20 protein-coding genes are annotated in these 24,151 nt (G+C 71.8%); 7 read left to right on the top strand and 13 right to left on the bottom strand.

Translation table 11 applies throughout. The annotated features are described in order from the left end of the window. The first annotated feature begins 56 nt into the window (after positions 1-56). Positions 57-410 carry a VOC family protein gene (locus ACLQ2N_RS04640; RefSeq protein ID WP_425809290.1) on the top strand — a complete coding sequence of 118 codons (354 nt, stop codon included), beginning with the start codon at positions 57-59 and terminating at the stop codon, positions 408-410. Here ACLQ2N_RS04640 and ACLQ2N_RS04645 read toward each other — a convergent pair. Both ACLQ2N_RS04645 and ACLQ2N_RS04650 read right to left on the bottom strand, forming a co-directional pair. Beyond that, the gene (locus ACLQ2N_RS04645; RefSeq protein ID WP_425809292.1) at positions 407-943 is read right to left on the bottom strand and encodes an AAA family ATPase; all 537 of its coding nucleotides are present in this window, start codon (positions 941-943) and stop codon (positions 407-409) included. The two genes, ACLQ2N_RS04640 and ACLQ2N_RS04645, sit on opposite strands and share 4 nt — an antisense overlap. Further along, positions 940-2,928, bottom strand: a complete 1,989-nt coding sequence (locus ACLQ2N_RS04650) for a DUF5107 domain-containing protein (protein ID WP_425809294.1) — start codon at positions 2,926-2,928, stop codon at positions 940-942. Before ACLQ2N_RS04650 ends, ACLQ2N_RS04645 begins: the two co-directional genes overlap by 4 nt. A 206-nt stretch (positions 2,929-3,134) precedes the next feature. Between ACLQ2N_RS04650 and ACLQ2N_RS04655 the strand changes: the two genes are divergently transcribed. Further along, a complete protein-coding gene (locus ACLQ2N_RS04655) occupies positions 3,135-3,470 on the top strand; it encodes a DUF6204 family protein (RefSeq protein WP_425809296.1) in 336 nt (111 codons plus the stop codon). Between the two features lie 46 nt (positions 3,471-3,516). On the opposite strand, the gene ACLQ2N_RS04660 is transcribed toward ACLQ2N_RS04655, so the two are convergent. Both ACLQ2N_RS04660 and ACLQ2N_RS04665 read right to left on the bottom strand, forming a co-directional pair. Beyond that, positions 3,517-4,542, bottom strand: coding sequence for a LacI family DNA-binding transcriptional regulator (locus ACLQ2N_RS04660; RefSeq protein ID WP_425809298.1), 1,026 nt, complete (start codon positions 4,540-4,542; stop codon positions 3,517-3,519). Beyond that, positions 4,539-6,938: a glycoside hydrolase family 2 protein gene (locus ACLQ2N_RS04665; protein WP_425809300.1), complete on the bottom strand. Its 2,400-nt coding sequence runs from the start codon at positions 6,936-6,938 to the stop codon at positions 4,539-4,541. Before ACLQ2N_RS04665 ends, ACLQ2N_RS04660 begins: the two co-directional genes overlap by 4 nt. A 269-nt stretch (positions 6,939-7,207) precedes the next feature. Here ACLQ2N_RS04665 and ACLQ2N_RS04670 point away from each other — a divergent pair, with 269 nt between their 5' ends. The 3 genes from ACLQ2N_RS04670 to ACLQ2N_RS04680 all read left to right on the top strand — a co-directional run bounded on the left by ACLQ2N_RS04670 (position 7,208) and on the right by ACLQ2N_RS04680 (position 10,487). After that, the gene (locus tag ACLQ2N_RS04670) at positions 7,208-8,530 is read left to right on the top strand and encodes an ABC transporter substrate-binding protein (protein WP_425809302.1); all 1,323 of its coding nucleotides are present in this window, start codon (positions 7,208-7,210) and stop codon (positions 8,528-8,530) included. A gap of 86 nt (positions 8,531-8,616) precedes the next feature. After that, positions 8,617-9,588, top strand: a complete 972-nt coding sequence (locus ACLQ2N_RS04675) for a carbohydrate ABC transporter permease (protein WP_425809304.1) — start codon at positions 8,617-8,619, stop codon at positions 9,586-9,588. Further along, complete coding sequence (locus tag ACLQ2N_RS04680) at positions 9,585-10,487, top strand: carbohydrate ABC transporter permease (RefSeq protein WP_425809306.1); 903 nt, start codon at positions 9,585-9,587, stop codon at positions 10,485-10,487. The genes ACLQ2N_RS04675 and ACLQ2N_RS04680 overlap by 4 nt, the downstream gene beginning before the upstream one ends. A 285-nt stretch (positions 10,488-10,772) precedes the next feature. Here ACLQ2N_RS04680 and manA read toward each other — a convergent pair whose 3' ends face one another. After that, a complete protein-coding gene (gene manA / locus ACLQ2N_RS04685) occupies positions 10,773-12,008 on the bottom strand; it encodes a mannose-6-phosphate isomerase, class I (protein WP_425809308.1) in 1,236 nt (411 codons plus the stop codon). A 52-nt stretch (positions 12,009-12,060) separates the two neighbouring features. Then, complete coding sequence (locus tag ACLQ2N_RS04690) at positions 12,061-13,020, bottom strand: ROK family protein (RefSeq protein ID WP_425809310.1); 960 nt, start codon at positions 13,018-13,020, stop codon at positions 12,061-12,063. Between the two features lie 499 nt (positions 13,021-13,519). On the opposite strand from ACLQ2N_RS04690, the gene ACLQ2N_RS04695 reads away from it, so the two are divergent. Both ACLQ2N_RS04695 and ACLQ2N_RS04700 read left to right on the top strand, forming a co-directional pair. Beyond that, positions 13,520-14,809: a cellulase family glycosylhydrolase gene (locus tag ACLQ2N_RS04695; protein WP_425809312.1), complete on the top strand. Its 1,290-nt coding sequence runs from the start codon at positions 13,520-13,522 to the stop codon at positions 14,807-14,809. A 145-nt stretch (positions 14,810-14,954) separates the two neighbouring features. Further along, a complete protein-coding gene (locus ACLQ2N_RS04700) occupies positions 14,955-16,823 on the top strand; it encodes a transketolase (protein ID WP_425809314.1) in 1,869 nt (622 codons plus the stop codon). 25 nt (positions 16,824-16,848) lie between these two features. Here the strand turns inward: ACLQ2N_RS04700 and ACLQ2N_RS04705 are convergent, their stop codons facing one another. The 7 genes from ACLQ2N_RS04705 to ACLQ2N_RS04735 form a co-directional block, all read right to left on the bottom strand. Further along, positions 16,849-17,406 carry a GNAT family N-acetyltransferase gene (locus ACLQ2N_RS04705; protein ID WP_425809316.1) on the bottom strand — a complete coding sequence of 186 codons (558 nt, stop codon included), beginning with the start codon at positions 17,404-17,406 and terminating at the stop codon, positions 16,849-16,851. A 68-nt stretch (positions 17,407-17,474) separates the two neighbouring features. Beyond that, positions 17,475-17,714, bottom strand: coding sequence for a DUF1049 domain-containing protein (locus tag ACLQ2N_RS04710; protein ID WP_425809318.1), 240 nt, complete (start codon positions 17,712-17,714; stop codon positions 17,475-17,477). 119 nt (positions 17,715-17,833) lie between these two features. Continuing rightward, positions 17,834-18,778, bottom strand: coding sequence for a S66 peptidase family protein (locus ACLQ2N_RS04715; RefSeq protein WP_425809319.1), 945 nt, complete (start codon positions 18,776-18,778; stop codon positions 17,834-17,836). Continuing rightward, complete coding sequence (locus ACLQ2N_RS04720) at positions 18,775-20,763, bottom strand: prolyl oligopeptidase family serine peptidase (protein WP_425809321.1); 1,989 nt, start codon at positions 20,761-20,763, stop codon at positions 18,775-18,777. The genes ACLQ2N_RS04715 and ACLQ2N_RS04720 overlap by 4 nt, the downstream gene beginning before the upstream one ends. 24 nt (positions 20,764-20,787) lie before the next feature. Next, the gene (locus ACLQ2N_RS04725) at positions 20,788-22,131 is read right to left on the bottom strand and encodes a M20/M25/M40 family metallo-hydrolase (RefSeq protein WP_425809323.1); all 1,344 of its coding nucleotides are present in this window, start codon (positions 22,129-22,131) and stop codon (positions 20,788-20,790) included. Then, positions 22,124-22,957 (bottom strand): M55 family metallopeptidase, encoded by an 834-nt coding sequence (locus tag ACLQ2N_RS04730; protein ID WP_425809325.1) that lies wholly within the window; start codon positions 22,955-22,957, stop codon positions 22,124-22,126. Before ACLQ2N_RS04730 ends, ACLQ2N_RS04725 begins: the two co-directional genes overlap by 8 nt. Positions 22,958-23,127: 170 nt before the next feature. Continuing rightward, on the bottom strand, positions 23,128-24,129 hold the full coding sequence (locus ACLQ2N_RS04735; protein ID WP_361022204.1) for an aldo/keto reductase: 1,002 nt from the start codon (positions 24,127-24,129) through the stop codon (positions 23,128-23,130). Positions 24,130-24,151: the final 22 nt, after the last annotated feature.

A 24,151-nucleotide genomic window follows, 5' to 3' on the forward strand; every position in this document is an offset into this window, starting at 1 on the left:
CGCGGCCGGGGCCGAAGGGATCACATGGCGGCGGGCGGCCAACTAACCTGGCCGCCATGGAGATCCTGGGAACCACGCTGCGTATCTGCGTCGACGACCTGGAGGGCGCGGTGGCCTTCTACGAGCAGCTGACCGGCGCTCGGGCCCTCCGCTTCGAGCGCGGCGGGGTGTCCGTCGCCGCGATCGGCTGCTTCCTGCTGATGAGCGGCCCCGAATCGGAGCTGGAGATCCTGCGCAAGGTCACCGCGACCATCGCCGTGAAGAATGTGGACGAGGCCCACGCGTCCCTGACCCGGGTCGGTGCCCGGATCATCGCCGGCCCGGTGCCGACCCCGGTCGGCCGCAACCTCATCGCGGTGCATCCGGACGGCTCGGTCTTCGAGTACGTCGACCGCAACCTGCCGGTCTAGCCAAGACCCGTCCGCTCCAGCACCAGGGCGGCGAGCTCTGCGGTGGGCAGCTCGCCGTCCAGCACCACGGTGTCCTCCCGCAGACTGCCCACCGCCGCCACGCATTCGGCGATCCGTGCCTTCCCCCAGCGCCGCGCCGCCTCGTCGCGCTCCGGATCGCCGGGCATCAGCACCCGGTCGTGCAACCGCTGTTCGAGTACGGGCGCGGAGACGTCGAGGAAGAAGTGGTGGACCGGGACGCCCGCCTTCTCCAGGGCCCCGAAGATCTCGTCGGCGTACTGTCGGCGGACCACGGTCATCGGCGCGAGGACCGGCCGCCCGTACTCCTCGGCCAGCCCCTGGGCCAGCGAGGCCACCTGCCTGCGCCACAGCGGGATGTTCTGGAAGTCGCCGCCCGGCACCTCCACGATCTCGCGCAGCAGGAAGCCGACGTGCTCCGGGTCGAAGACGAGGGCGTCCGGCAGCCTGCGGTGCAGCTCGGTGACCAGAGTCGTCTTGCCGCTGCCGAAGGCCCCGTTGATCCAGATGATCATGTCGTGCTTTCTCCTGCCCGGGCGGGCGGGCGCATCCGGAAGTCGTACGCGTCGGGCAGCGGTTCGTCCGTGAGCCGGTGCCACACCTCCTCGAGGATCTCCGCGCCCTCGCGCAGGTCGGCGACCTCGAAGCCCGCGTCGAACACGGCCTTCGCGGCGTCGGGCCGGCCCTCCGCGATCAGCAGCCGGGCTTCCAGCAGCCGGAACCGGCCGCGCGCCCGGACCTCCGGGGGCAGCCCTTGCCACACCGTGCGGGCGGCCTCGGTGCGCCCCGCCGCGAGGAGCGCCTCGATCGCCTCCCGGCCCAGCGCGGCGGTGGCCGCGGTCCACGCCCCGTCGCTGTCGCGGCGCTCCGCGCACACCCCGTCGAACGCCTCCGCGTAATACTCGGCGGCCAGTTCGCGCTGGCCGCTCACCAGGGCGGCGACGGCCAGGCAGCGCAGCAGCGGCCAGCGGGAGGCGGCCGTGGCCAGACCGCGTTCCCAGCTGCGGACCGCCTGGGCGCGGTCGTCGGCGTGCCACTGCGCGATGCCGAGGTGGTATTCGGTGTGCGGTTCGGCGGGGGCCGTCTCCAGCATGTCGCGCCAGTGCCGGGAGACCAGGGTGGGCCCGGGGACCGTCCCGTCCGGGCCGGGGAACGTGCCCTGGTCCAGCAGTTCGAGCCAGGGGGCCTGCTCCTCACCCAGCGTGTCCTCGCCGAACGGCGTGCCGGGCAGCTTGTACCGGCCGCGTCGCACCTCCAGGGCGCCCCAGCCGGACCCGCCGGCGAGGCGTTCGCCCGGTTCGGTGTCGGCGTGGGCGCGCCAAGCGGTGTACGCGGCGTCCACATCGGCGCGCGGCAGGGCGTCCGCGAGCCGCCGCTCGGTCTCGGCGCGGGCCGCCGCCCAGTCGTCGCCGTGCACGACGGAGGGGTCGGCGGCGAGCGGCCCGTACGACTCCAGCCAGCTGAACTCGCCGCCCGGTTCCAGCGGGACGTGTTCCAGCTGGGTGCGGGCCAGCCCTGCCTGGATCTCCGCGTAGCCGCCGGTGCCGGGCTCGGTGAGCCATTCCTGCCAGCGCCGCCCGCCGCGCCCGCTGCCCCAGAGGAACAGTTTGCGGCCCCGCAGCAGATCGGTGGAGGTCTGGACGAGTCCGCGGCCCTGCTCGTCCAGGGCGGCGATCCAGCGGCGGGCGCCGTCGGGCACCTCGTAGAAGTAGTCGGCGGGGTACTCGCCGCGCAGCGGGTAGGTGCGGTCGGTGCCACCGCTCTCGGGGACCGGGACCCGGGTCAGGGCGCGCTCGTACCCGAAGTGCCACGCCTCGTCGGCCGGGGCGATCACCCGGGTGCCCGCGTCCTCGGGGACGGCGGTGTTGGACCACCAGTAGACGGGCGCGGGCTGCTCGTGCGGGTTGCGTATCCGTACGCCGACGTGCAGGAACGCGGAGTCGGCGGGCAGCCACAGGTCGACCTGGAACGGCAGGTCGCGCAGCCGCTCCCACTCCCAGAGCCGGACCATCTCGCCGCCGTCGGGCGCCGGGACGAGCGCCGCGTGCACCGGGGCGCAGGAGAGCGTGGTGTGCCCGGTGGCGCCGATGTTCCACTCGATGCCGCCGGAGAACCAGGCGCCGTTGAGCGCGAAGTCGGCGGGCTGGAGGACCGGGTTGGCGTAGACGAGGTCGCGGCCGGACGGCTTGTGCACGAGGGAGTGGATACGGCCTCCGAGTCCGGGCAGCACGGTGACGCGCAGGTGCTCGTTCTCGATGACGATCGCGTCGAGGTCCGTGGGGGTGCGCTCGCGCCCGTAACCGTCGAGCAGGCGGACGGGCAGGACGGTGGTCAGGGGCGCGTGGCCGAGCTGGCGGGCCATGTCGCGGGGAAGCCCGGCCCGGTCCCGGTCGTCGATGACGTGGGTCTCGTCCAGCGGCCGCAGGGCCGGCAGCGGGTTCTCCGGCCCGGTCGCCGCCGCGGGCAGGGTCAGGACGGCACGTCGTACGGTGGTGGCCAAGGCAACCTCGCTCCCTCGCGCGGGCCGCCACAGGTCCGGGCGCCCCCCGATGACCATGGAACACGCCGGTCGCCGCCCGGACAAGGGGTGTCTTGCCGACCGGAGCCGACCCCCGCAGCGCCCGGAATTCCGTTTCCGTCCCGCTCCCGTCCCCCGTACGCTCCCACCGGACACGTACGCGGCAGCCGAGAGGAACAGCGGAACAGATGAGTACGCAGCACACGTACCGGGTGATCGTGCGCGGCACGTGGCAGGACCTGACGGACGCGGCGCGCGAGCGGCTGCTGGCCGAGGTCGAGGAGCACGGGCTGGCCGCGATGCAGTTCACCGAGGAGGGGTCGCTCACCTACGACCGGGTCCTCAAGCACTTCAGCTTCCGCTATGTGGTCGTCTCGGACGCCGAGGACGGCGAGGAGATGGCCGGCGCGATCGCCGAGGACCGGGCGCTGACGACACTGCGCGAGGCGGGCTACGGGCACGGGGAGCTGCGGTCCACGGCGACGGACATGGACACGATGAAGATCAACTACAAGCGGCGGTGACGCGGGGCCGCGCGACCGGGAGGACCGGGCGCGCGGCGCACCGCTGCTACTGGGGCGCCGGCGCCGTGGAGCCCCGGGGTGTCAGGGACGGGGTCGGCACCTGGAGGGAACCGCTGTGCTTCCCCTCCGTCAGGGCGAACAGGGTGCGGGCCACCTCGGCGCCGAAGTGATGGACGTCGTGGCTCATCGCCGACAGGGTGGGATGGGTGATCCGGCAGAGCTGGGAGTCGTCCCATGCCAGCAGTGACACGTCGTCCGGGACGACGAACCCCATCTCCGCCGCGACACCGGCCCCCGCCACCGCCATGATGTCGTTGTCGTAGACGATCGCGGTCGGCCGGTGGCTCGCCAGCAGCAGGGAGCGCGTCGCCCGGGCGCCTTCCCGCTCATCGAAGCCCGTCGCGATCTGGGTCCCCTGTTCCAGCCCGAGTTCCCTGACCGTGGCGTCGAACGCCTGCGTCCGGATCGCGCTGTGCCCGAATCCCGCGGGACCGCCGACCCGTGCCAGTCGCCGGTGTCCGAGAGCGGCCAGATAGCGGACGGCCTCCGCCGTCGCCGTGGCGTCGTCGGTCCACACCGCGGGGAACGAGCCGGTGAGCGACGGATGGCCGACGGCGACCGCCGGCAGCCCGATGGCCTCCAGCGCCGGGACGCGCGGGTCGTCGGCCCGGAAGTCGACGAGGACCGCGCCGGCGATGGTCTGGCTGCGCCACCAGGTCCGGTACAGCTCGATCTCCTCGTCGACATCACGCACCAGGCGCAGGAGCAGGGAGCAGGACCGTTCGGCGAGCACGGCCTCGATGCCCGAGATGAAGTCCATGTAGAAGGGCTCCAGGCCGAGCAGACGGGCCGGGCGGCACAGCACGAGACCGATGATGTCGGCACGCCGGCCGGAGAGGCTGCGCGCCGTCTGGTTGGGCGCCCAGCCCAGCTCCCGGGCCGCGGCGAAGATGCGCTCCCGGGTCGCGTCCGACACCCCGGGCTTCTGGTTGAACGCCAGGGAGACCGCACCCTTGGAGACGCCCGCCCGGGCTGCGACATCCTTGATGGTCACGCGGACCGGAGCGCTCACCGCTCGCCCACGCAGAACAAGGCCCCCCGGACGTCGTCGGCGGTGACGTCGCCGCACCCGTCGACCCGGATGCGGACCTGCTCCCCGGCCAGCAGTGTGGTGAGGCCCCGGTCGGCCGTGGCGCCGGGGGCGAGCCGGTCCGCCTGCAGGAGAAGATCCCTGATGAGTGTGTGTGCTATGACCACCACGTGGACGTTACCACTGCCGTCCGGACCGGGCTCCACAACGATGTCGAACGCCGGCCGCTGGTAGGCGAACTCCTTGTCGGGAACGGGGAAGAAGGTGGCCCGCAGTCCGTCGGCGTCGGCGACGAGGAACTCCTTGGTGCTGAGCCCGGCGGGCGCCAGCCCGGCAGGGACGGGGAGCCGGACGACGGAACGGGCGGCGACCGTTACTTCCTGCATGCCGCGGCTGGTGGTCGCCCCGTCGGCCTCGATGCGGCGCAGTGCCACCTCCGTGCGCCAAGGCGTCGCCGACTGGTTGACCACGGCGAGCACCGGTCCCCGGTCACCGGGTTGCAGGGTCAGCAGGCGGTCCGCGTAGACCCGGCGGAGCTCGTGGTGGAGCGGCTTGAGGCGGCCGTCCCCGTCGACGGCGGCCCAGGAGCTGACCGGCCAGCAGTCGTTGAGCTGCCAGACCACGGTGCCGGCGCAGACCGGCCAGTGGGAGCGCCAGTGCTCGATGCCGGCGGCGACGGCACGGGCCTGCACGACCTGGGTCAGATAGTGCCAGCGGTCGAAGTCGTCGTCGGGCAGGGTGAAGTGGCGGGCGACTCCGCGGTCCAGCTTGCCGTTTCCGTCCTCGGCCTTCTGGTGGTGAAGCATTCCGGGCGAGTCGGGCGCGAGAACCTCGCCGGGGAGGGCGCGCCGGAGCGTGGCCATCGCGGGCGGGGCCTGCCAGCCGAACTCGGAGACGAACCGGGGGACGTTCGCCCGGTACTCGGCGTAGTCCTGGCGGTTCCACACCTCCCATGAGTGGTAGGTGCCGTGGGCCGGGTCGTTGGGGTGGTGGTTCCACGACCCCGACCAGGGGCTGCCGGCGCAGTAGGCGCGGGTGGGATCGAGTTCGGCCACGACGCGGGGCAGCAGCCCCAGGTAGTAGCCCTCACCCCAGGAGTCACCGGCGAGTCCGGGCTCCCAGTTCCAGTCGCGGAAGCCCCAGAGGTTCTCGTTGTTCCCGTTCCACAGGACCAGACTGGCGTGCGGCATGAGCCGGACAACGTTGTCACGCGCCTCGGCCTCGACCTCACCCCGCAAGGGCTGCTCCTCGGGATACGCGGCGCAGGCGAAAAGGAAGTCCTGCCAGACCATCAGCCCCAGCTCGTCGCAGGCGTCGTAGAACGCCTCGTCCTCGTAGATGCCGCCGCCCCAGATGCGCACCAGGTCGACGTTGGCGTCGGCCGCCTGCCGCAGCCGGGTTCGGTAGCGCTCGGGGGTGATGCGCGAGGGGAACACGTCGTCCGGGATCCAGTTGACGCCCCGGGCGAAGACGCGCTCGCCGTTGACGACGAGGGTGAAGCCGGTGCCGTGCTCGTCCGGGGTGCGGTCCAGCTCGACGGTGCGGAAGCCGATGCGCCGCTGCCAGGTGTCCAGCGCACCCCCCTCGTCGTACAGGGTGACCTCCAGCTCGTAGAGAGGCTGCTCCCCGTAACCGCGCGGCCACCAGAGCCGGGGCCGGTCGACCGTCAGCCGTACCACGGCCTCGTCCCCCTCGAAGCGGACCTCCGCCTCCTCACCTGCCACCGCGGCCCGCGCCCGCAGCCCGGCGGCGGCCCCGGACTCCGTGCGTTCCACCTGAAGCCTCACCTCCACGGCCCCCCGGTCCCCGTCGACGGTGACGAGGGGGCGGACGGTGGCGAGACGGGCGGTCGACCAGTGCTCCAGGCGTACGGGCCGCCAGATGCCGGCCGTGACGAGCGTCGGCCCCCAGTCCCAGCCGAAGCTGCAGGCCATCTTCCGTATGTACTGGAACGGCTCGGGATACACGTTGGGCCGGTCGCCGGTGATCGCCCGTACGGATTCGGCCTCCTCGTACGCGGAGGCGAAGCGCACCTCCAACTGCCCGTTCAGGCCAGTGGCGTCGAACCGGTACGTGCGGTGCATGTTCCGGGTGGCTCCGAGGTCCCGGCCGGCGAAGGTGATCCGCGCGGCGGTGTCGAGGCCTTCGAAGACCAGGTCGGTGCGCTCGTGGGCACTTTCGTGGGAGACGTCGGTGACGTACGCCCAGTCGCGTCGGCCGACCCAGGCGACCTCGGTCTCGTTCCGTTCGAGGAAGGGGTCCGGGATGAGGCCCGCGGCAAGCAGGTCCGTGTGGACACAGCCGGGGACCCGGGCGGGCAGCAGCGCCTCGTCATGGCGCAGATTCCAGCCTTCGGCAAGCGGGGTGATGTCCTTCATGGTGCGGCTCCAATCGGCCCAGGTGCGCGCGCTGACAGATGTTCGACGCCGCACAACCTAACCCGCCGATGGATCACTGTCCATAAACCGGTCTAGTTACGGGACGGCAACACGCTCGCCTCGTCGCACGCTCTCCACCTGCGACAACGCAAAACGTGGTAACGATTCCGCATCGTAGAGGAAACAAACGCTTTACCGGTTCACCCCCGCCCTGCCATAGTGCCGACATCCGGCGCAGACCCGAGCCGCCGTCCGAAGGAGTTGGGCACATGGGGAAGACCAGGACACTCACAGGTGCGTTTCTGGCCATCGCGACACTGACCGCCACGGGTTGCAGTGGCAGCGGTACGCCGTCGACCGAGACGGCCTCCGCCCCGGCGGACGCGAGCAAGGCGAGCGGCACCATCACGGTCCTGACGCAGCGGACGGACCTGATCAAGAGCGGGGCCATGAAGGCTTACGCGGCGGAGTTCAACAAGGTCTACCCCAAGATCAAGGTGAAGTTCGAGGGCCTCACCGATTACGAGGGCGAAGTCAAGATCCGTATGAACACGGACAAATACGGTGACGTACTGATGATCCCGGCAGCGGTCGCCAAGAACGACTACCCCAAGTTCTTCGCGCCGCTGGGGTCGTCCATCGAGATGGCGGACAAGTACCGCTTCAGCGACAAGTCGGAGGTCAACGGCAAGACCTACGGCATCGCTCAGTTCGGTACGGCCAACGGCTTCGTCTACAACAAGGCCCTCTGGAAGAAGGCCGGCATCACCGCCTGGCCGGACTCTCCGCAGGAGTTCATCGCGGACCTCAAGGCGGTCAAGGCGAAGACCGGATCGACTCCCTACTACACCAACTTCAAGGACGGCTGGCCGCTGGTCCAGTGGTCCGCCAACATCGGCTCCGTCAGCTGCGACAAGGAGGCCAACAACAAGCTGGCGGGCGCCGTCTCACCCTGGAAGGCGGGCAGCGAACTCGGAGTGATCGACAACCTGCTCTTCGACATCGTCAAGGACGGGCTCTCGGAGAAGGACCCCAGCACCACCAACTGGGAAGCGTCCAAGAGCAAGCTCGCCAAGGGTGAGATCGGCTCCATGATGGTCGGTTCCTGGGCGATCACACAGATGCGCGACGCCGCCGAGAAGGCCGGCAAGAGCCCCGACGACATCGGCTACATGCCCGTCCCCGTCCAACAGGACGAAGGGCAGCAGTGCGCGACGCTCGTCTCGGACTACCAGCAGGCCGTCAACATCCACTCGGACCACAAGGAAGCGGCCCGGGCCTGGATCGACTGGTTCACGGAGAAGTCCGGCTACTCCGCCAAGGAAGGGGCCGTCCCCACCCTGAAGTCGGCCCCCATGCCCGACACCCTCAAGGAATTCGTTGACAACGATGTCATGTTCGTCGAACGCTCGGAGCGCAAGACGGGCACGGTGAACGACATCGACAACGCCGCCGAGATCGGCCTCAACAAGCCCGACTACCGGCAGAAGCTGATCGACATCGCCCGCGGGGCGCAGAAGGGCAGCACCGAAAGCTACTTCGGCGAGCTGAACAAGAAGTGGAACGACGCCGCGAAGACCGCCGGTTCCTGACCCGGCGCGGGTCCCGGCCGCGGAGGACCGGCCGGGGCCCGTCCCGCGCACACCGCATGACCGACGCGGACGACGAAAGGCCCGACATGACCGAGACGACCGAGGCGGTGAGCGTGAAAACGCCCCGCGCGACGCCCCAGCGGCGCGGCACCTCCCCCACGGGCAGCAGCCCCCGCCAGCGCAGGCCCCGGGGCCGGTCGCTCCGCCGCGCGACGCCGTGGCTGTTCCTGGTGGCGCCGCTGGCCCTGCTGATCACGTTCACCTACGTGCCGGTGGGCAACATGCTCTACTACAGCTTCACGGACTGGGACGGGATCAGCCCGGACCGGAACTTCACGGGCATGGACAACTACGTCCAGATCTTCACGCGGCCCGAGCTCTTCCGGGTCTTCTTCGTGAGCTTCTACTACCTCGCGGCGTCCGCGGTCCAGATCGTGATCGCGCTGTACTTCGCCACGGTGCTCAGCTTCGACCTGCGGTTCCGCAACCTGTTCAAGGGACTGCTCTTCTTCCCCTACCTCATCAACGGCGTCGCCATCGGGTTCGTCTTCCTGTACTTCTTCCAGGACGGCGGCACCCTGGACACGGTGCTGTCCTGGTTCGGCCAGAGCCCCGACCACGCGTGGCTGGGCGACCCCGCCTCTGCCAACACGTCACTCGCCGGCGTCTCGGTGTGGCGTTTCACGGGCCTCAACTTCGTCCTGTTCCTCGGCGCGATCCAGTCCATTCCCGGGGAGCTGTACGAGGCCGCCCAGCTCGACGGGGCGAACAGGTGGGAGCAGTTCCGGCACATCATCGCTCCGAGCATCCGGCCCGTGCTGAGCCTGAGCGTCATCCTCGCGATCTCCGGATCACTCGCGGTGTTCGAGATTCCCTGGATCATGACCGGGGGCGCGACCGGCACCTCCACGTTCGTCATCCAGACCGTGAAGCTCGCGTTCCAGTTCAACAAGACCGGGCTGGCATCGGCGGCCGCCGTGGTGCTGCTGCTGATCATTCTGCTGATCACCTGGATCCAGCGCCGGCTCGTGCCCGACGAAAAGGTGGACCTCGTATGACCACGGCCCCGCAGACCGCTGCCCCGAAGACCGCGGGCCGCGCCCGCACCGCACCCGGCCGGCCACGAGCCCGCAGGCGCGCCCGGATCGGCCAGTCGCTCGTCTACCTGTCGCTCGTCGTCGCCTCGCTGGTGGTGGTCCTCCCGCTCGCCGTCGTCTTCCTCACCTCGCTGAAGACCTCCTCGGAGGCCACCGACGGCGGAGCCCTGTCGCTCCCGGGCGACTGGCTGAACTTCGACAACTACGCGACCGCGTTCTCCGACGGCCAGATGCTGACGGCTTTCGGCAACACCGCGTTCATCCTGCTGTTCTCCATCACCGGCACCGTGCTGATCGGCTCGATGACGGCCTACGCCATCGACCGGTTCCACTTCCGGGCGAAGAAGCTCGTGATGGCGCTCTTCCTGATCGCCACCCTCGTGCCCGGGGTCACCACGCAGGTCGCGACCTTCCAGGTCGTCAACAGCTTCGGCCTGTTCGACACCCGCTGGGCCCCGATCCTGCTGTACATGGGCACGGACATCGTCTCGATCTACATCTTCCTGCAGTTCATCCGCGGCATCCCCGTATCCCTGGACGAGGCCGCGCGGCTGGACGGGGCGAACTCGTTCACGATCTACCGGAAGATCATCTTCCCGCTGCTCAAGCCGGCGATCGCGACCGTGGTGATCATCAAGGGGATCACCGTCTACAACGACTTCTACATCCCCTTCCTCTACATGCCCTCACCGGAGCTCGGCACGGTCTCCACCGCACTGTTCCGCTTCAAGGGTCCGTTCGGAGCACACTGGGAGAACATCTCCGCAGGGGCCGTCCTCGTCATCATCCCGACGCTGATCGCCTTCCTCTTCCTCCAGCGCTACATCTACAACGGCTTCGCCCAGGGCGCGACGAAGTAGCGGTCCGCACACCCGAACCCGGCCGGCACCGACCTCCGAAGAGGGTCGGTGCACTGCCGTACCCCGCAGAGACGGAAAGTCCGGGTGTCCGAGGGCGCACCCCTGACCCGGTTCACGCACTCGCCGGCCCAGCGGCGGAAGGCCGCTGAGCCGGCGAGTGCTTATCGTCCTTGTCGCCCGCTGCCGAGCACGATGTGATGTGACGCCCGCCCCCTTCCTCACCGATTCGCGTAAATCGGGAAAGGAGAGGGAGACTCTTGGCACCTCTGCACGAAACCGGTCAAGTCACGAGGCTGCCGAATACGGGTGAATCGGTGCATCGCCGCAGGCCTGTGGAGCGCCCGTGTCGACGGTGGCCCGGTACAGCTCCCCGTCCCCCTCGACCGCCACCCGCTCCCCCGCCGGCGCGTACGCCGAGCCGCCCGGACCAAGTGGGACGACACCCCGCGGACCGCTCAGGCGCACCCGGCCGCGCGTGCAGACGAGGATGTGCGGAGCTGTCGCGTCCAGGACCACAGCCGGGCCGCCCTCCGCCACCCGGACGCGCGAGAGCCGGAAGTCGTCCACCGGCGCCGGGTACACCTCCTCCGGCCCGTCCGGAACCGGCCTCACGACGCGCACGGGCGGCGCGTCGAACCGCACGACACGCAGGAGTTCCGCGGTGTCCACGTGCTTGGCCGTCAGACCGCAGCGCAGCACATTGTCCGAAGCGGCCATGATCTCGACCGCCAGCCCGCGCACATAGGCATGGGGCACACCGGCCCCGAGGAACAGCCCCTCGCCGGGTGCCAGCCGGACGGGCCGCAGCATCAGCGCGGCGAGCAGCCCGGGGTCTCCCGGGTGCGCCCGCGCCACGCGGTCGTAGAGAGCGAAGTCCTTCCGGTGGGGACCGTCCGACCGCGCCTCGCGCGCGACCGCCTCGGCCACCGCCGCGACGAGGGCCTGGGAGGGCGCGAGAAACGCGGAGAACACCGCCCGCAGCGCCTCCTCCTCGGGGTGCGTACGCAAGGCCACGCAGTGCGGGTCCAGTCCGGCGACCCGGAGCGCGGAGAGCAGCTCGGCGCATTCCCGGGGCGTCCGGAAGCCGCACAGCCCCTCGAACTTCCCGAGGGCGACGACCATCTCCGGTTTGTGGTTGTCGTCGCGGTAGTTGCGGTGCGGGGCGTCGAGCGGGACGGCGGCGGCGTTCTCGATCCGGAAGCCGACCGCGGCCTGGGCCAGGTCGGGGTGGACCTGGAGCGAGAGGGGCGCGACCGCCGCGAGCAGCTTGAGGAGGAACGGCAGCCGGGGGCCGAAGCGCCGGAGCACCGCATCGCCCAGCTCGGCGGCCGGCGCGGCCTCGATCACGGCGTCGAGCGGCAGGTCCCCCTCCGGGCGCCGGACCAGTGAGGGGGCGCCGGGGTGCGCCCCCATCCACAGCTCCGCCTGCGGCCGGCCGTCCGGGGCGACCCCCAGCAGGCCGGGCAGGGCCGTGGTGGAGCCCCAGGCGTAGGGGCGCACGGTGTTGACGAGTGGTTCCACGTGTACTTCCTTACGGGTCCGGCAGGCGTCGCCGTGCCCGGATTCGGGGCGATCAGGGGTGCATGGCCGGTACGGGCCCGATGGCCGGCGCCGACGCGGCGACGGCCGCGGCGCCGACGAGCCCGGCGTCCAGCGCCAGACCGGCGGGCACCACGGCGATGTCCCGTACGAAGTCGAGTACGGCGTAGTCGGCCAAGCGGCGCCGCAGCGGGGCGAACAGGACCTCGCCCGCCTGGGCCACCCCGCCCCCGATGACCACACGGTCCAGCTCCACGAGCGCAGCCGTCGCGGCGATCGCGGCGGCCAGCGCCTGCGCGGCGCGCTCGTAGGCCGAGCGCGCCCGGTCGTCGCCGCCCCGGGCGGCCTCGGCGACCGCCGCAGCGGTGGGCGCCACGCCGGGCGGCGCGGTCCAGCCGAGGGCACGGGCACGGGCCGCGATGGCCGTCCCGCTGGCGAAGGTCTCCACACAGCCCGGCGCTCCGCAGGGGCAGCGGGGGCCGTCGAGATCGACCGTGATGTGGCCGATGTGCCCGGCGTTGCCCGTACGGCCGCCGTGGACCCTGCCGTCCAGGACCAGACCGCCTCCGACGCCCGTGGAGACCACCATGCACAGGGCGTTGGCGACACCGCGTGCGGCGCCGAGCCAGTGCTCCGCGGCGGTCATGGCCACGGCGTCCCCGACGAGGACGGGCGTGACCCCCGCCGGGGTCGCCGGATGGCTGCGGACGAGCTCGACCAGCGGGAACTCCCGCCATGCCGGGATGTTCACCGGGCTGACGGTGCCACGGGCCGTGTCGACCGGCCCCGCGCTGGCGATCCCGAGGCATGTGACACCGGCCCACGCCGGATGGGCCGCGAGTTCGTCCTGTACGGCCGCGACGGCGGCGGCCAGCTCCTCGGCGGGCCGCCGGGCGGGGGTGGGCCGCTGCGCCCGCGCGAGCAGGCGTCCGCTCCCGTCGACGAGGGCCCCGGCGATCTTGGTCCCGCCTATGTCGAATGCTCCGTACACCATTACCTGTTCCGCCCTTCCGCGCGGGACGCACATCGCCCCCAGTCGTACTCTGCCCCGGACCTGACAACGTTGTCTAGCCCTGTCATTTTAGTTGAGCAATGTTTTAGTAAATTACCTCCCTTCCGGCCACCCGAAGTGCGCCCCGGAATGCACCTCCAGCAGCCTGGATATCGTCCGCCTGCTTATCCGGAAGGAAGCCGCGGATGAAATACGGGTGACACGTCTATTGACATGAATGGAACATCCAGTGCCTCATATGAGTGCACCGCCGGGCCGACGCCAGACACTGCGCGGCGGCCCCTGATTCCCTTTGGCAGAGCCAGGTTGACCACCCGTCAGTCCTGCGCCCGGCCACACCCTCGGCCGCCGCCCCGACCACCCGGCACCCGCCCGTCACCGAGTTCCCCACGCCTCCTGACAACGTTGTCCTCGACGTGGGTGCGCCGGACCACGTCGAGCGGCCGCGGACGTCCCACCCATGCCCCCTTGAGGAGAGCCCATGAAGAAACCACCCGGAAGCTCCCTGCTCGCGACCGTCACGGCCCTGGCCGTCGGAGTGGCCGGCACCCTGTTGTCCGTCCTCGGTCCCGCCGTCGCCGCACAGGCCGCCGGCACCGGCCTCCACGTCAGCGACGGACGGCTGCACGAGGCCAACGGCAACGAGTTCGTGATGCGCGGCGTCAACCACGCGTACGCCTGGTATCCGGAGCAGACCACCGCCATCTCCGACATCGCCGCCAAGGGAGCCAACACGGTCCGCGTCGTACTGGGCACCGGCGACCGCTGGACGAAGACCACCACGTCGCAGGTGTCCTCGCTCATCGCGCAGTGCAAGGCCGCGAAGGTCATCTGCGTGCTGGAGGCGCACGACACCACCGGCTACGGCGAGGACTCGGCCGCCACCTCGCTGGACAGGGCGGCCGACTACTGGATCGGCGTCAAGAGCGCGCTGGTGGGCCAGGAGGACTACGTCGTCGTCAACATCGGCAACGAACCGTTCGGCAACACCGGCTACACCGGGTGGACCTCGGCCACCAAGAACGCCATCGGCAAGCTGCGCAACGCCGGACTGCGGCACGCCCTGATGGTGGACGCTCCGAACTGGGGCCAGGACTGGTCCGGCACCATGCGGGACAACGCCGCTTCGGTCTTCGCCTCCGACCCGGACCGCAACACCGTCTTCTCCATCCACATGTACGGGGTGTACGACACGGCCACCGAAGTGCGGGACTACCTGAACCACTTCGTGGACAACGGGCTCCCCGTCGTCGTGGGCGAGTTCGGCAACGCGCACAGCGACGGAAACCCCGACGAGGACGCCATCATGGCCACCGCCCAGGCGCTGCGAGTCGGCTACATCGGCTGGTCGTGGAGCGGCAACGGCGGCGGGGTCGAGTACCTCGACCTCGTCAACGGTTTCAATCCGGACTCGCTGACCGGCTGGGGCGACCGTCTCTTCAACGGCAGCAACGGCATCGCCGCCACCTCCGTCCGCGCCACGGTCTACGGCAGCGGTTCGAGCGGCGGCGACGGGGGCACGGGCACGGCCCCGAACGGATACCCGTACTGCGCCGCCGCCTCCTCCGACCCCGACGGCGACGGCTGGGGCTGGGAGAACAACCGCTCCTGCGTCGTACGGGGCAGCGCACCGGACACGGGTGCCGGCACGGGCACGGCTCCCAACGGATACCCGTACTGCACCGCCGCCTCCTCCGACCCCGACGGCGACGGCTGGGGCTGGGAGAACAACCGCTCCTGCGTCGTACGGGGCAGCCGGGCCGACGCCTGACGGACGGGGCCTGCCGGCCGGCGCGCGGGCGTCGGCCGGCAGGCCCCACAGCGCAAACGAGGGCAACCTGCCCCGGGAAGGTGATGGACCGCCCGGATTCGGGAACCCGTTCCGTCGTCCCGCCCTCACGCGAAAGGTCCGGCCCATGACCAGCGAACAGACCAGCACGCTCGGCCCCGACAGCGATCTCACCGAGGTCTTCGAGCTCGCCCAGCAGCTGCGGGTGGACTCGGTGCGCGCCAGCACTTCGGCGGGGTCCGGGCACCCCACGTCCAGCCTGTCGGCGGCCGATCTGATGGCGGTCCTCATGACCCGGCATCTGCGGTACGACTGGGACGCGCCCGAGAATCCGGCCGGTGACCACCTGGTCTTCTCCAAGGGCCACGCCTCGCCGCTCCTCTACGCCATGTTCAAGGCCGCCGGTGCCGTCACCGACGAGGAGCTGATGACGACGTACCGCCGCTTCGGCCACCGGCTCCAGGGCCACCCCACGCCCGCGCTGCCCTGGGTGGACGTGGCGACCGGCTCGCTGGGCCAGGGCATCGCCTACGGTGTGGGCATCGCGCTCGCCGGGCGGGACCTGGAGAAGCAGCCGTACCGGGTGTGGGTGCTGTGCGGGGACAGCGAGATGGCCGAGGGGTCCGTCTGGGAGGCCCTGGACAAGGCCGGTCAGCACCGGCTGGGCAACTTCACCGCGATCATCGACGTCAACCGCCTCGGCCAGTCCGGCCCCACCGAGCTGGGGTGGGACACCGGCACCTACGCGCGCCGCGTCGAGGCGTTCGGCTGCCGGGCCCTCGTGGTCGACGGCCACGACCTGGCCGAGGTCGACCGGGCCCTGAAGACGGCGGCGGACGGCAGCGCCCCCACCGTGATCGTCGCGAAGACCGTCAAGGGGCGCGGGGTGAGCGAGGTCGCCGACAAGGAGGGCTGGCACGGCAAGCCGCTCCCCGACGACCTGGCCGAGCGCGCGGTCGAGGAGCTGGGCGGCGTCCGCGACCTGCGGGTGGAGGGCCCCCGGCCGCCGAAGGCCGCCCCCGCCGCGAAGCGCACCGGCGGATCCGTGGAGCTGCCGCGCTTCGAGAAGGGGGACGAGGTCGCCACCCGGGTCGCCTTCGGCAAGGCGCTGGTGGCCCTCGGGGTACGGCCCGAGGTCGTCGCCCTGGACGCCGAGGTCGGCAACTCCACGCACTCGGAGGACTTCAAGAAGGCGTACCCGGACCGCTTCTTCCAGACATACATCGCGGAGCAGCAGATGGTCGCCGAGGCAGTCGGCATGGCCGTGCGCGGCTTCCGCCCGTACGCGACGACGTTCGCGGCGTTCCTCACCCGGGCACACGACTTCATCCGCATGGCGGCCGTCTCGGAGATCACGATGGCGCTCTGCGGGACGCACAGCGGGGTGGAGATCGGCGCGGACGGACCCTCGCAGATGGGCGTCGAGGACCTGGCGATGATGCGCGCGGTGCGCGGTTCGACCGTGCTCTACCCGAGCGACGCGACCTCGGCCGCCGCCCTGACCGTGGCCATGGCGGACATCGACGGGATCTCGTACCTGCGCACCACGCGCGGCGCCTACCCCGTGCTGTACGGGGGCGAGGAGACGTTCCCCGTGGGCGGCTCGAAGACCCTGCGCCACGGCGACGACGACCAGGTCACCCTGGTCAGTGCCGGGGTCACACTGCACGAGTGCCTGGCCGCCGCCGATCTGCTGGCCGAGGACGGCGTACGGGCCCGGGTCATCGACCTGTACTCGGTCAAGCCGCTCGACGCCGAGGCGCTGGCTCGCGCGGCCCGCGAGACCGGGGCCCTGGTCGTGGTGGAGGACCACCACCCGGAGGGCGGCATCGGCGAGGCGGTGCTGTCGTCGCTCGCGGAGTCCGGCAGCCACCCGGGCTTCGTCCACCTCGCGGGGAGCGACCTCCCCGGGTCCGGCACCACGGCGGAGCTGCTCGACGCGGCGGGGATCTCGCGCACGCACATCGCGGACGCGGCGCGGAGCCTGGTCCAGTAGGGCGGTGCTCAAGCAGGGCGGTGCGTCAAGCAGGGCGGCGCATCTCCGCGGTGATCGCCCAGCGTTCGTGGTCGCGCCAGGCGCCGTCGATGTACAGGAAGTCCGGCGAGTAGCCCTCCAGCCGGAATCCCGCCCCGCGCACGAGCGCGATCGATCCCTCGTTGTCCGGCTGGATGTTGGCTTCGAGGCGGTGCAGGGCGAGCGGGCCGAAGGCGTGGTCCAGGACGAGGCCCAGCCCCTCGCCCATGAGGCCGCGCCCGGCCGCGTGCGCGAAGGCGCCGTAGCCGAGGGCGCCGCAGCGGAAGGCTCCGGCGACGATGTTGTTGATGTTGATGAACCCGGCGATCGCGCCCGCCCCGCCCGCCGCGTCCCGTTCGCAGACGAGGAACCCGGCTCGCGTCGGGTCCTCGATGAGCGCCCCCGCGTAGCCGGCGTACGTCTCGGGCGTGGTGGGCGGGAACAGCCAGGGCCGGTGCAGAGCGGTGCTCTCCCGGGCCCGGGCGGTGAACTCCTCGGCGTCGCCCGGGGTGAAGGGGCGGATCGCCGTGCGCGGTCCCTCGGCGAGGTAGCGGGTGTCGGACATCGTCCCAGCCTAGAACGGCCGCGCGGGCAGGGCCTGTGCACCCTGCCCGCACGGCCGTCGCCGCGCTTCTACTTGGACCGCCTCCGGAAGACATAGGCGCCGCACGCCATGCCCGCCAGGAACATCACGACCAGCCATACGTAGAGCGGCGCCGTCACCAGCGGGACGATGAGGCGGACCTCGACGTCCTCGGTGTTCTCGGCGATGAACACGATCGACAGGACCGCGATCACGAGGACCAGGATGCGGGCCGGGGTGAAGGCCCCGCTGCCGCCCTTCCCGCTGCTCGACACGTCCTTCGGGCTCATGAGCAGCCCCTTTCCCGGCCCTGGTACGGCCGTCGCCCGGGCTCCAGGATGGCCCCGCCCCCGTCCCCGCGGGCGGAGATGTTCGGCCGTCCGGGTGACGGGGCCGGGACATCGGCAGGTCAGAGCAGTGCGGGCACCTCGGCCGTGAGGGTCGCCGGGCCGCCGTCCGCCGGGGCGTCGAGCACCGCCGGCACCCCGAGCGGGACGGTGAGCCCGGTGGGCCCGTGCCCGAAGCCCAGCTCCTCCACGACCGGGACGCCCAGCGCACCCAGCCGGTCCGCGAGCACCGCCCGCACCCGCTCGTACGGCCCGCACCCCGCCCAGGACCCGCAGGCCACCCCGGCGACCCCGTCGAGCGCCCCGGCCCGCAGCAGCTGGGTGAGGATGCGGTCCAGGCCGTACGGGTCCTCCGTGGTGTCCTCGATGACGAGCAGCCCGCCCCGGGCCGAGCGACGGGCGTGCGGGGTGCCCAGGTCGGCGGCGAGCAGGCTCACGCAGCCGCCGTAGGTGATGCCGCGCGCCCGTCCCGGAACCAGCGCCCGCGCCTCCTCCAGGCCCAGCGTCAGCTGCGTCCCCGGCTCGAAGAGCGTGGCCCGCAGGGACTCCTGGGTGCGCGGGTCCTTGAGGAAGGTCTCGGTCCCCGCCATCGGCCCGTGCAGGGTGGCGAACCCGGTCCGCAGCGCGAACGCCTCGTGGAGCACGGTGACATCGCTGTAGCCGACGAAGACCTTGGGCCCGGCCGCGCGCACCGCCGCCCAGTCCACCAGGTCGACCATGCGGTGCGCCCCGTACCCGCCGCGCGCGCAGATCACCGCGTCCACGGCCGGGTCGCACCACGCGTCCTGAAGGTCCCGGGCCCGTGCCTCGTCCGTACCGGCGAGGTAGTCCAGGTCGCGGTGGACGTCCAGCACGTGGGGCATCGGCACGGGGTCGAGGCCCCAGCCGCGCAGGATGTCCAGGCCGGGTTCCAGCCGGTCGGCGGGGACGGGGCCGCTCGGCGAGACCACGGCGACCCTGGCCCCGGGGCGCAGCCGGGCGGGCCGGGCCAGCAGGGTGAGGGTCACCGCTTCAGCTCCAGGACGGCCACATCGGGCCGGTCGAAGCCGAACACCTGGGCGTACAGGGAGAGTTCGGACTCCAGCGCGTCGATCATCGTGCCGGCGCGGCGGAAGCCGTGGCCCTCGCCCGGGTAGGTGCGGTACGCGTGCGGGATGCCTCGCCCCTCGACGGCGGCGAGGAAGCGCTCGCACTGCACGGGCGGGCAGATGGGGTCGTCCTCGCCCTGGAGCAGCAGGAACGGCACGGTGAGCCGGTCGGTGCGGCCGACCGGGGAGCGTTCCCGGTAGCGCTCGGGGACCTCGGCGAGCGGGCCGACCAGCGATTCCAGGTACTGGGACTCGAAGTCGTGGGTCTCGTCGGTGCCCCAGCCGGCGAGGTCGAGGATCGGGTAGATGATCGTCCCGCAGGCGTAGACCTCGGTGCCGGTCAGCGAGGCGGCGCTGGTCCAGCCGCCGGCGCTGCCGCCCCGGATGGCGAGCCGGTCCGGGTCGGCGGTGCCCTCGGCGGCCAGCGTCGCGGCGACGGCGGCGCAGTCCTCGACGTCCACGACGCCCCACTGCTCACGCAGCCGGTTGCGGTACTCGCGGCCGTATCCGGCGGAGCCCCCGTAGTTGACCTCGGCGACGCCGATGCCACGTGAGGTGAAGTAGGCGATCTCCAGGTCGAGGACGAGCGCCGCGTGCCCGGTGGGGCCGCCGTGGGCCCACACCACGTAGGGCGGCAGCTCACCTTCGGGTCCGGTGCGTCCGGGGTTGCGCGGCGGGTAGATCTGGGCGTGGATCTCGCGTCCGCCGGGCCCGGTGAAGGTGCGCAGGACGGGTTCCGGGTAGTACGCGGGGTCGACCGCGTCCTCGTGCGGGGTGCCGATGACCCGGGTGTGCCCGGTGGCGGTGTCCAGCTCCACGATCTCGTAGCCGCTGTGCGGGCTCGCGGCGACGCCGGTGACACGGGAGCCGCGCACGGTGAGGGTCGGCACCCACTCGGTCCACGGACCGGCGATGTCGACCAGGTCGCAGGTCTCCGGGTCGAGTAGGCCGAGGGTGGTGGTGCCCTTGCCGTGGAGAACGGCGATCAGCCCGTTCTCCAGGGCGCGGAACCAGACGAGCCCGATCTTCCACAGCGGGCCGGCGAACTCCTCCTCGCGCGGGCACAGTTCCCGGGTGTCGCCGGTGTCCGGGTCGAGCAGGCACAGGTTCCACCAGCCGGTGCGGTCGCTCGCCAGGAGCAGCCGCCCGTCGGCGGTCCACTGGACCTGGGGCACGGATTCCTCGGGACCGCCGGCGACGGCCCGGGCGCCTTGGAAGGTGCCGTCGTCGCCGATGTCCGCGACCAGCACTTCGGTGCCGTCCCAGGGCATGCGCGGGTGGTCCCAGCCGATCCAGGCGGCGCGCCGCCCGTCGGGCGACACCTCGGGGCCGGTGACGAACCGGTGGCGGCCGTCGCTGATCTCGCGTACGGCGGACCGGTCGCCGGCCGCCGATCCGTCCAGGGGAACGGCGGCGAGGACCCGGCGCAGCTGGGTGGGCGCCTCGCCGGTGAACTCCTCCAGGACGCACCACACCTCGCCGGCCGCGCCCCGGCCGGGGTGGAGGCGCGGGTCCACCCAGCGCATGCCGCCGCCGACGGCGGAGACGGGGGTGAGCGGCCACGGTTCGCGGTCGCCGTCGGGCTCGTACGCGTAGAGCCGCTGGTCGGCGAAGTGGACGAAGACGACCAGGGGGCCGCCCTCCGCCCGCTCGGTGCCGGCCCAGGGCTGTCCGCCGTACTCGATGACTCGGCTGCGGACGTCCCAGGGGGCGGGCAGTTCGGTGGTGGTGCCGTCGGCGGTGCGGCGGACCAGGGCGCGCCGGCCGGCTTCGGCGGGGCGCGGTGCGGTCCACCACAGTTCGTCGCCGACCGCTCCGGTGTACTCGGGCCGCCCGTCGTGGGAAGCGGCCAGTGCGGCGTCGATCGGTGAGGGCCAGCTGCCGTAGGGCTGTGCGGATGACATCGGTGTCGGTCTCCCCCGAGTGGGTCAGGCGGTGCGCAGGTAGTGGTCCAGGACCCGGACGCCGAAGTGCAGCGCGTCGACGGGGACGCGCTCGTCCACGCCGTGGAAGAGGGCCTGGTAGTCGAAGCCGACGGGCAGCTTCAGCGGCGAGAAGCCGTAGCCGGTGATGCCGAGCCGGGAGAACTGCTTGGCGTCGGTGCCGCCGGACATGCAGTAGGGCACGACGTGCCCGTCCGGGTCGAACCGCTCGATGGCGGCGCGCAGTCTGCCGTACGTGGGTGAGTCGACCGGGGCCTGGAGGGCGACCTCGCGGTGGTGGAACTCCCAGTCGACGGAGGGGCCGGTGAGCCGGTCCATCGTGGCGTGGAACTCCTCGTCGCCGCCGGGGACGGTCCGGCCGTCGATGTAGGCGGTGGCGTGGCCCGGGATGACGTTGACCTTGTAGCCGGCCTCCAGCATCGTCGGGTTGGAGCTGTTGCGGACGGTCGGGGCGACGAGCGCCGCGGCCGGTCCGAGCTTGCCGAGGAGTTCGTCGACGTCGAAGCCGGGGGCGTCGAGGTCGGGGTGGATGCCGTGGAGCGCGGCGATCTCGGTGAGCGCGGCGCGGACCGTGGGGGTGAGCCGGACGGGCCACTCGTGCTCGCCGATGCGGGCGACGGCGGCGGCGAGCTCGCTGACGGCGTTGGCGCGGTTGACCTTGGAGCCGTGGCCGGCCTTGCCGTGGGCGGTGAGCTTCAGCCAGCCGGTGCCGCGTTCGCCGGCCGCGATGGGGTACAGCGGCAGGTTCGGCCCGGCGTGGAAGGTGAACGCGCCGGACTCGCTGATGCCCTCCGTGCAGCCGTCGAACAGGGCGGCGTGCCGGTCGGCGAGGAAGCCGGAGCCGTCATCGGCGCTCGCCTCCTCGTCGGCGGTGTAGGCGATGACGATGTCCCGGCGGGGGCGGATGCCGGCCCGGGCCCAGAACCGGACGACGGCCAGGACCATCGCGTCCATGTTCTTCATGTCGATGGCCCCGCGCCCCCACACGCTCCCGTCGCGGACCTCGCCGGAGAAGGGGTGCACGGTCCAGTCGGCGGCCTCGGCCGGCACCACGTCGAGGTGGCCGTGGACCAGGAGGGCGGGGGCGGACGGGTCGGTGCCGGGAATCCGGGCGACCACGTTGGTGCGGCCGGGGGTGCGTTCCAGGAGAGCGGGTTCCAGGCCGGTGGCGGCCAGGCGCTCGGCGACGTACTCGGCGGCGGGGCGTTCGCGGCAGTCGCCGTCGCCCCGGTTGGTGGTGTCGATGCGGATCAGTTCGGAGGTGAACGTCACCGATTCGTCGAGCGCCAGGGCGTCGACGGAGTCCCGGGGGGCGGTCGCCTCAGCCATACTGCTCCTCCACGGCGGCCGAGACGATCGTCGTCACCGCCTTGAACGTGCGGATACCTTCGTACATCGTCGCGCTGGTGTAGGAGACCCGCCTCTCGCCGCTCGGCGCCGCACCGGGTACGACGGTGGCCGCGGCGGCCAGGTGCTCGGCGTCGAATTCCAGCTCCACGGTGAACGGGCCGCCCTCCACCGGGGTGTACCGGCCGGCCAGGGGGACGGCCCGGGCGGCGGCCGCCCGGATGTCGGCGGCGGTACGGGCGGGGGTGCGGCAGACGGCGGCGTACCGCGACACGTAGTCCTTGACCGCCACCTTCGCGGCGTCGGGGGCGTACCCCTCGGCGTCCACGCAGGTCAGGTCGTCGCCGGTGACGAGGACGACGGGGACGCCGTACTCGGCGGCGACATGGGCGTTGAGCAGGCCCTCGCTGGCCCTCACGCCGTTCAGCCAGACCCCGGTGATGGAGTTGGCGAGGTAGGTGTGGGCGAGGACGCCCTCCGTACCGGCCCCGGTGTGGTAGCCGACGAAGGCGACCGCGTCGACGTCGCCGTGCTGGATGCCCTCGACCATGCTGAGCGACTTGTGCTTGCCGGTGAGCATCTGGACGCGGTCGTCCAGTCTCTCCAGGAGCAGGTTGCGCATGGACCAGTGGGCCTCGTTGATCAGCACCTCGTCCGCTCCCCCGTCGTAGAAGCCGAGGGCGGCGGCGTTGACGTCGGAGGTGAACAGGGAGCGGCACCGCTCCCACTGCGGCGTGCCGGGCAGCACGTCGGCCGGCCAGGTCACGCCGGTGGCGCCTTCCATGTCGGCGCTGACGAGGATCTTCATGCGGCCACACGGTACGCGCCGATGAACGCCCAGGCCAGGGGTGCCGAGCACGCCACAGGTCCAATCCATTGGCACCCCCGGCGGCCGGTGCGGGCCGCCGGGGGCGGGCCCTGGCGTCACCTTCCCGTCGTCGCCCGGCAGACGGGAATGTGACGACAGGGCCCGGGTCGTCAGCCGCGCTTGGCGCCCTTCAGCAGCTTCTCGATGCGGGCGAGTTCCTTGTCGGTGAAGTCCAGGTTCCGGACCGTCTCGACGTTGTTCTCCAGCTGCGCGACGCTGCTCGCGCCGACCACGGCGGAGGTGACGCGCCCGCCGCGCAGCACCCAGGCCAGGGCCAGCTGGGCGAGCGACTGGCCGCGTGCGGCGGCGAGTTCGTTGAGCTCGCGCAGCCGGGACACCAGGTCCGGGGTGACCGCCTCGGCCGACAGGAACGGGCTGCTGCCGGCGGCGCGGGAGCCCTCCGGGATGCCGTTGAGGTAGCGGTCGGAGAGGATGCCCTGTTCCAGCGGCGAGTACGCGATGGAGCCGACGCCCAGCTCGTCCAGGGCGGTGAGCAGGCCGTCCTCGGGCCGGCGGTCGAGCATCGAGTAGCGCGGCTGGTGGATGAGGAGCGGGGTGCCGAGGTCCTTCAGGATGCGGGCGGCCTCGCGGGTCTGCTCGGGTGAGTAGTTGGAGACGCCGACGTAGAGCGCCTTGCCCTGGCGGACCGCCGCGTCGAGCGCGCCCATGGTCTCTTCGAGCGGGGTCTCGGGGTCGGGCCGGTGCGAGTAGAAGATGTCGACGTAGTCGAGGCCGAGCCGGGTGAGGCTCTGGTCCAGCGAGGCGAGCAGGTTCTTGCGCGAGCCCCACTCGCCGTACGGGCCGTCCCACATCAGGTAGCCGGCCTTGGTGGAGACGATGATCTCGTCCCGGTGGGCGGCGAAGTCCGTGGCGAGTGCCTTGCCCATCGCGGTCTCGGCGGAGCCGGGCGGCGGGCCGTAGTTGTTGGCCAGGTCGAAGTGGGTGATGCCGAGGTCGAAGGCCCGGCGCAGGATCTCGCCCTGGGTCTGCGGTGTCCGGTCCCCGCCGAAGTTGTGCCACAGGCCGAGCGAGAGGGCGGGCAGCTTCAGGCCGCTGCGTCCGGTGCGCCGGTAGGGCATGTTCGCGTAGCGGTCGGCGGACGGGATGTACATGCGGGCTCCATCGAAGAGGTGT

The organism is Streptomyces sp. DT224 (assembly GCF_049844595.1).
In the GTDB taxonomy this organism is placed as follows: Bacteria; Actinomycetota; Actinomycetes; order Streptomycetales; family Streptomycetaceae; genus Streptomyces.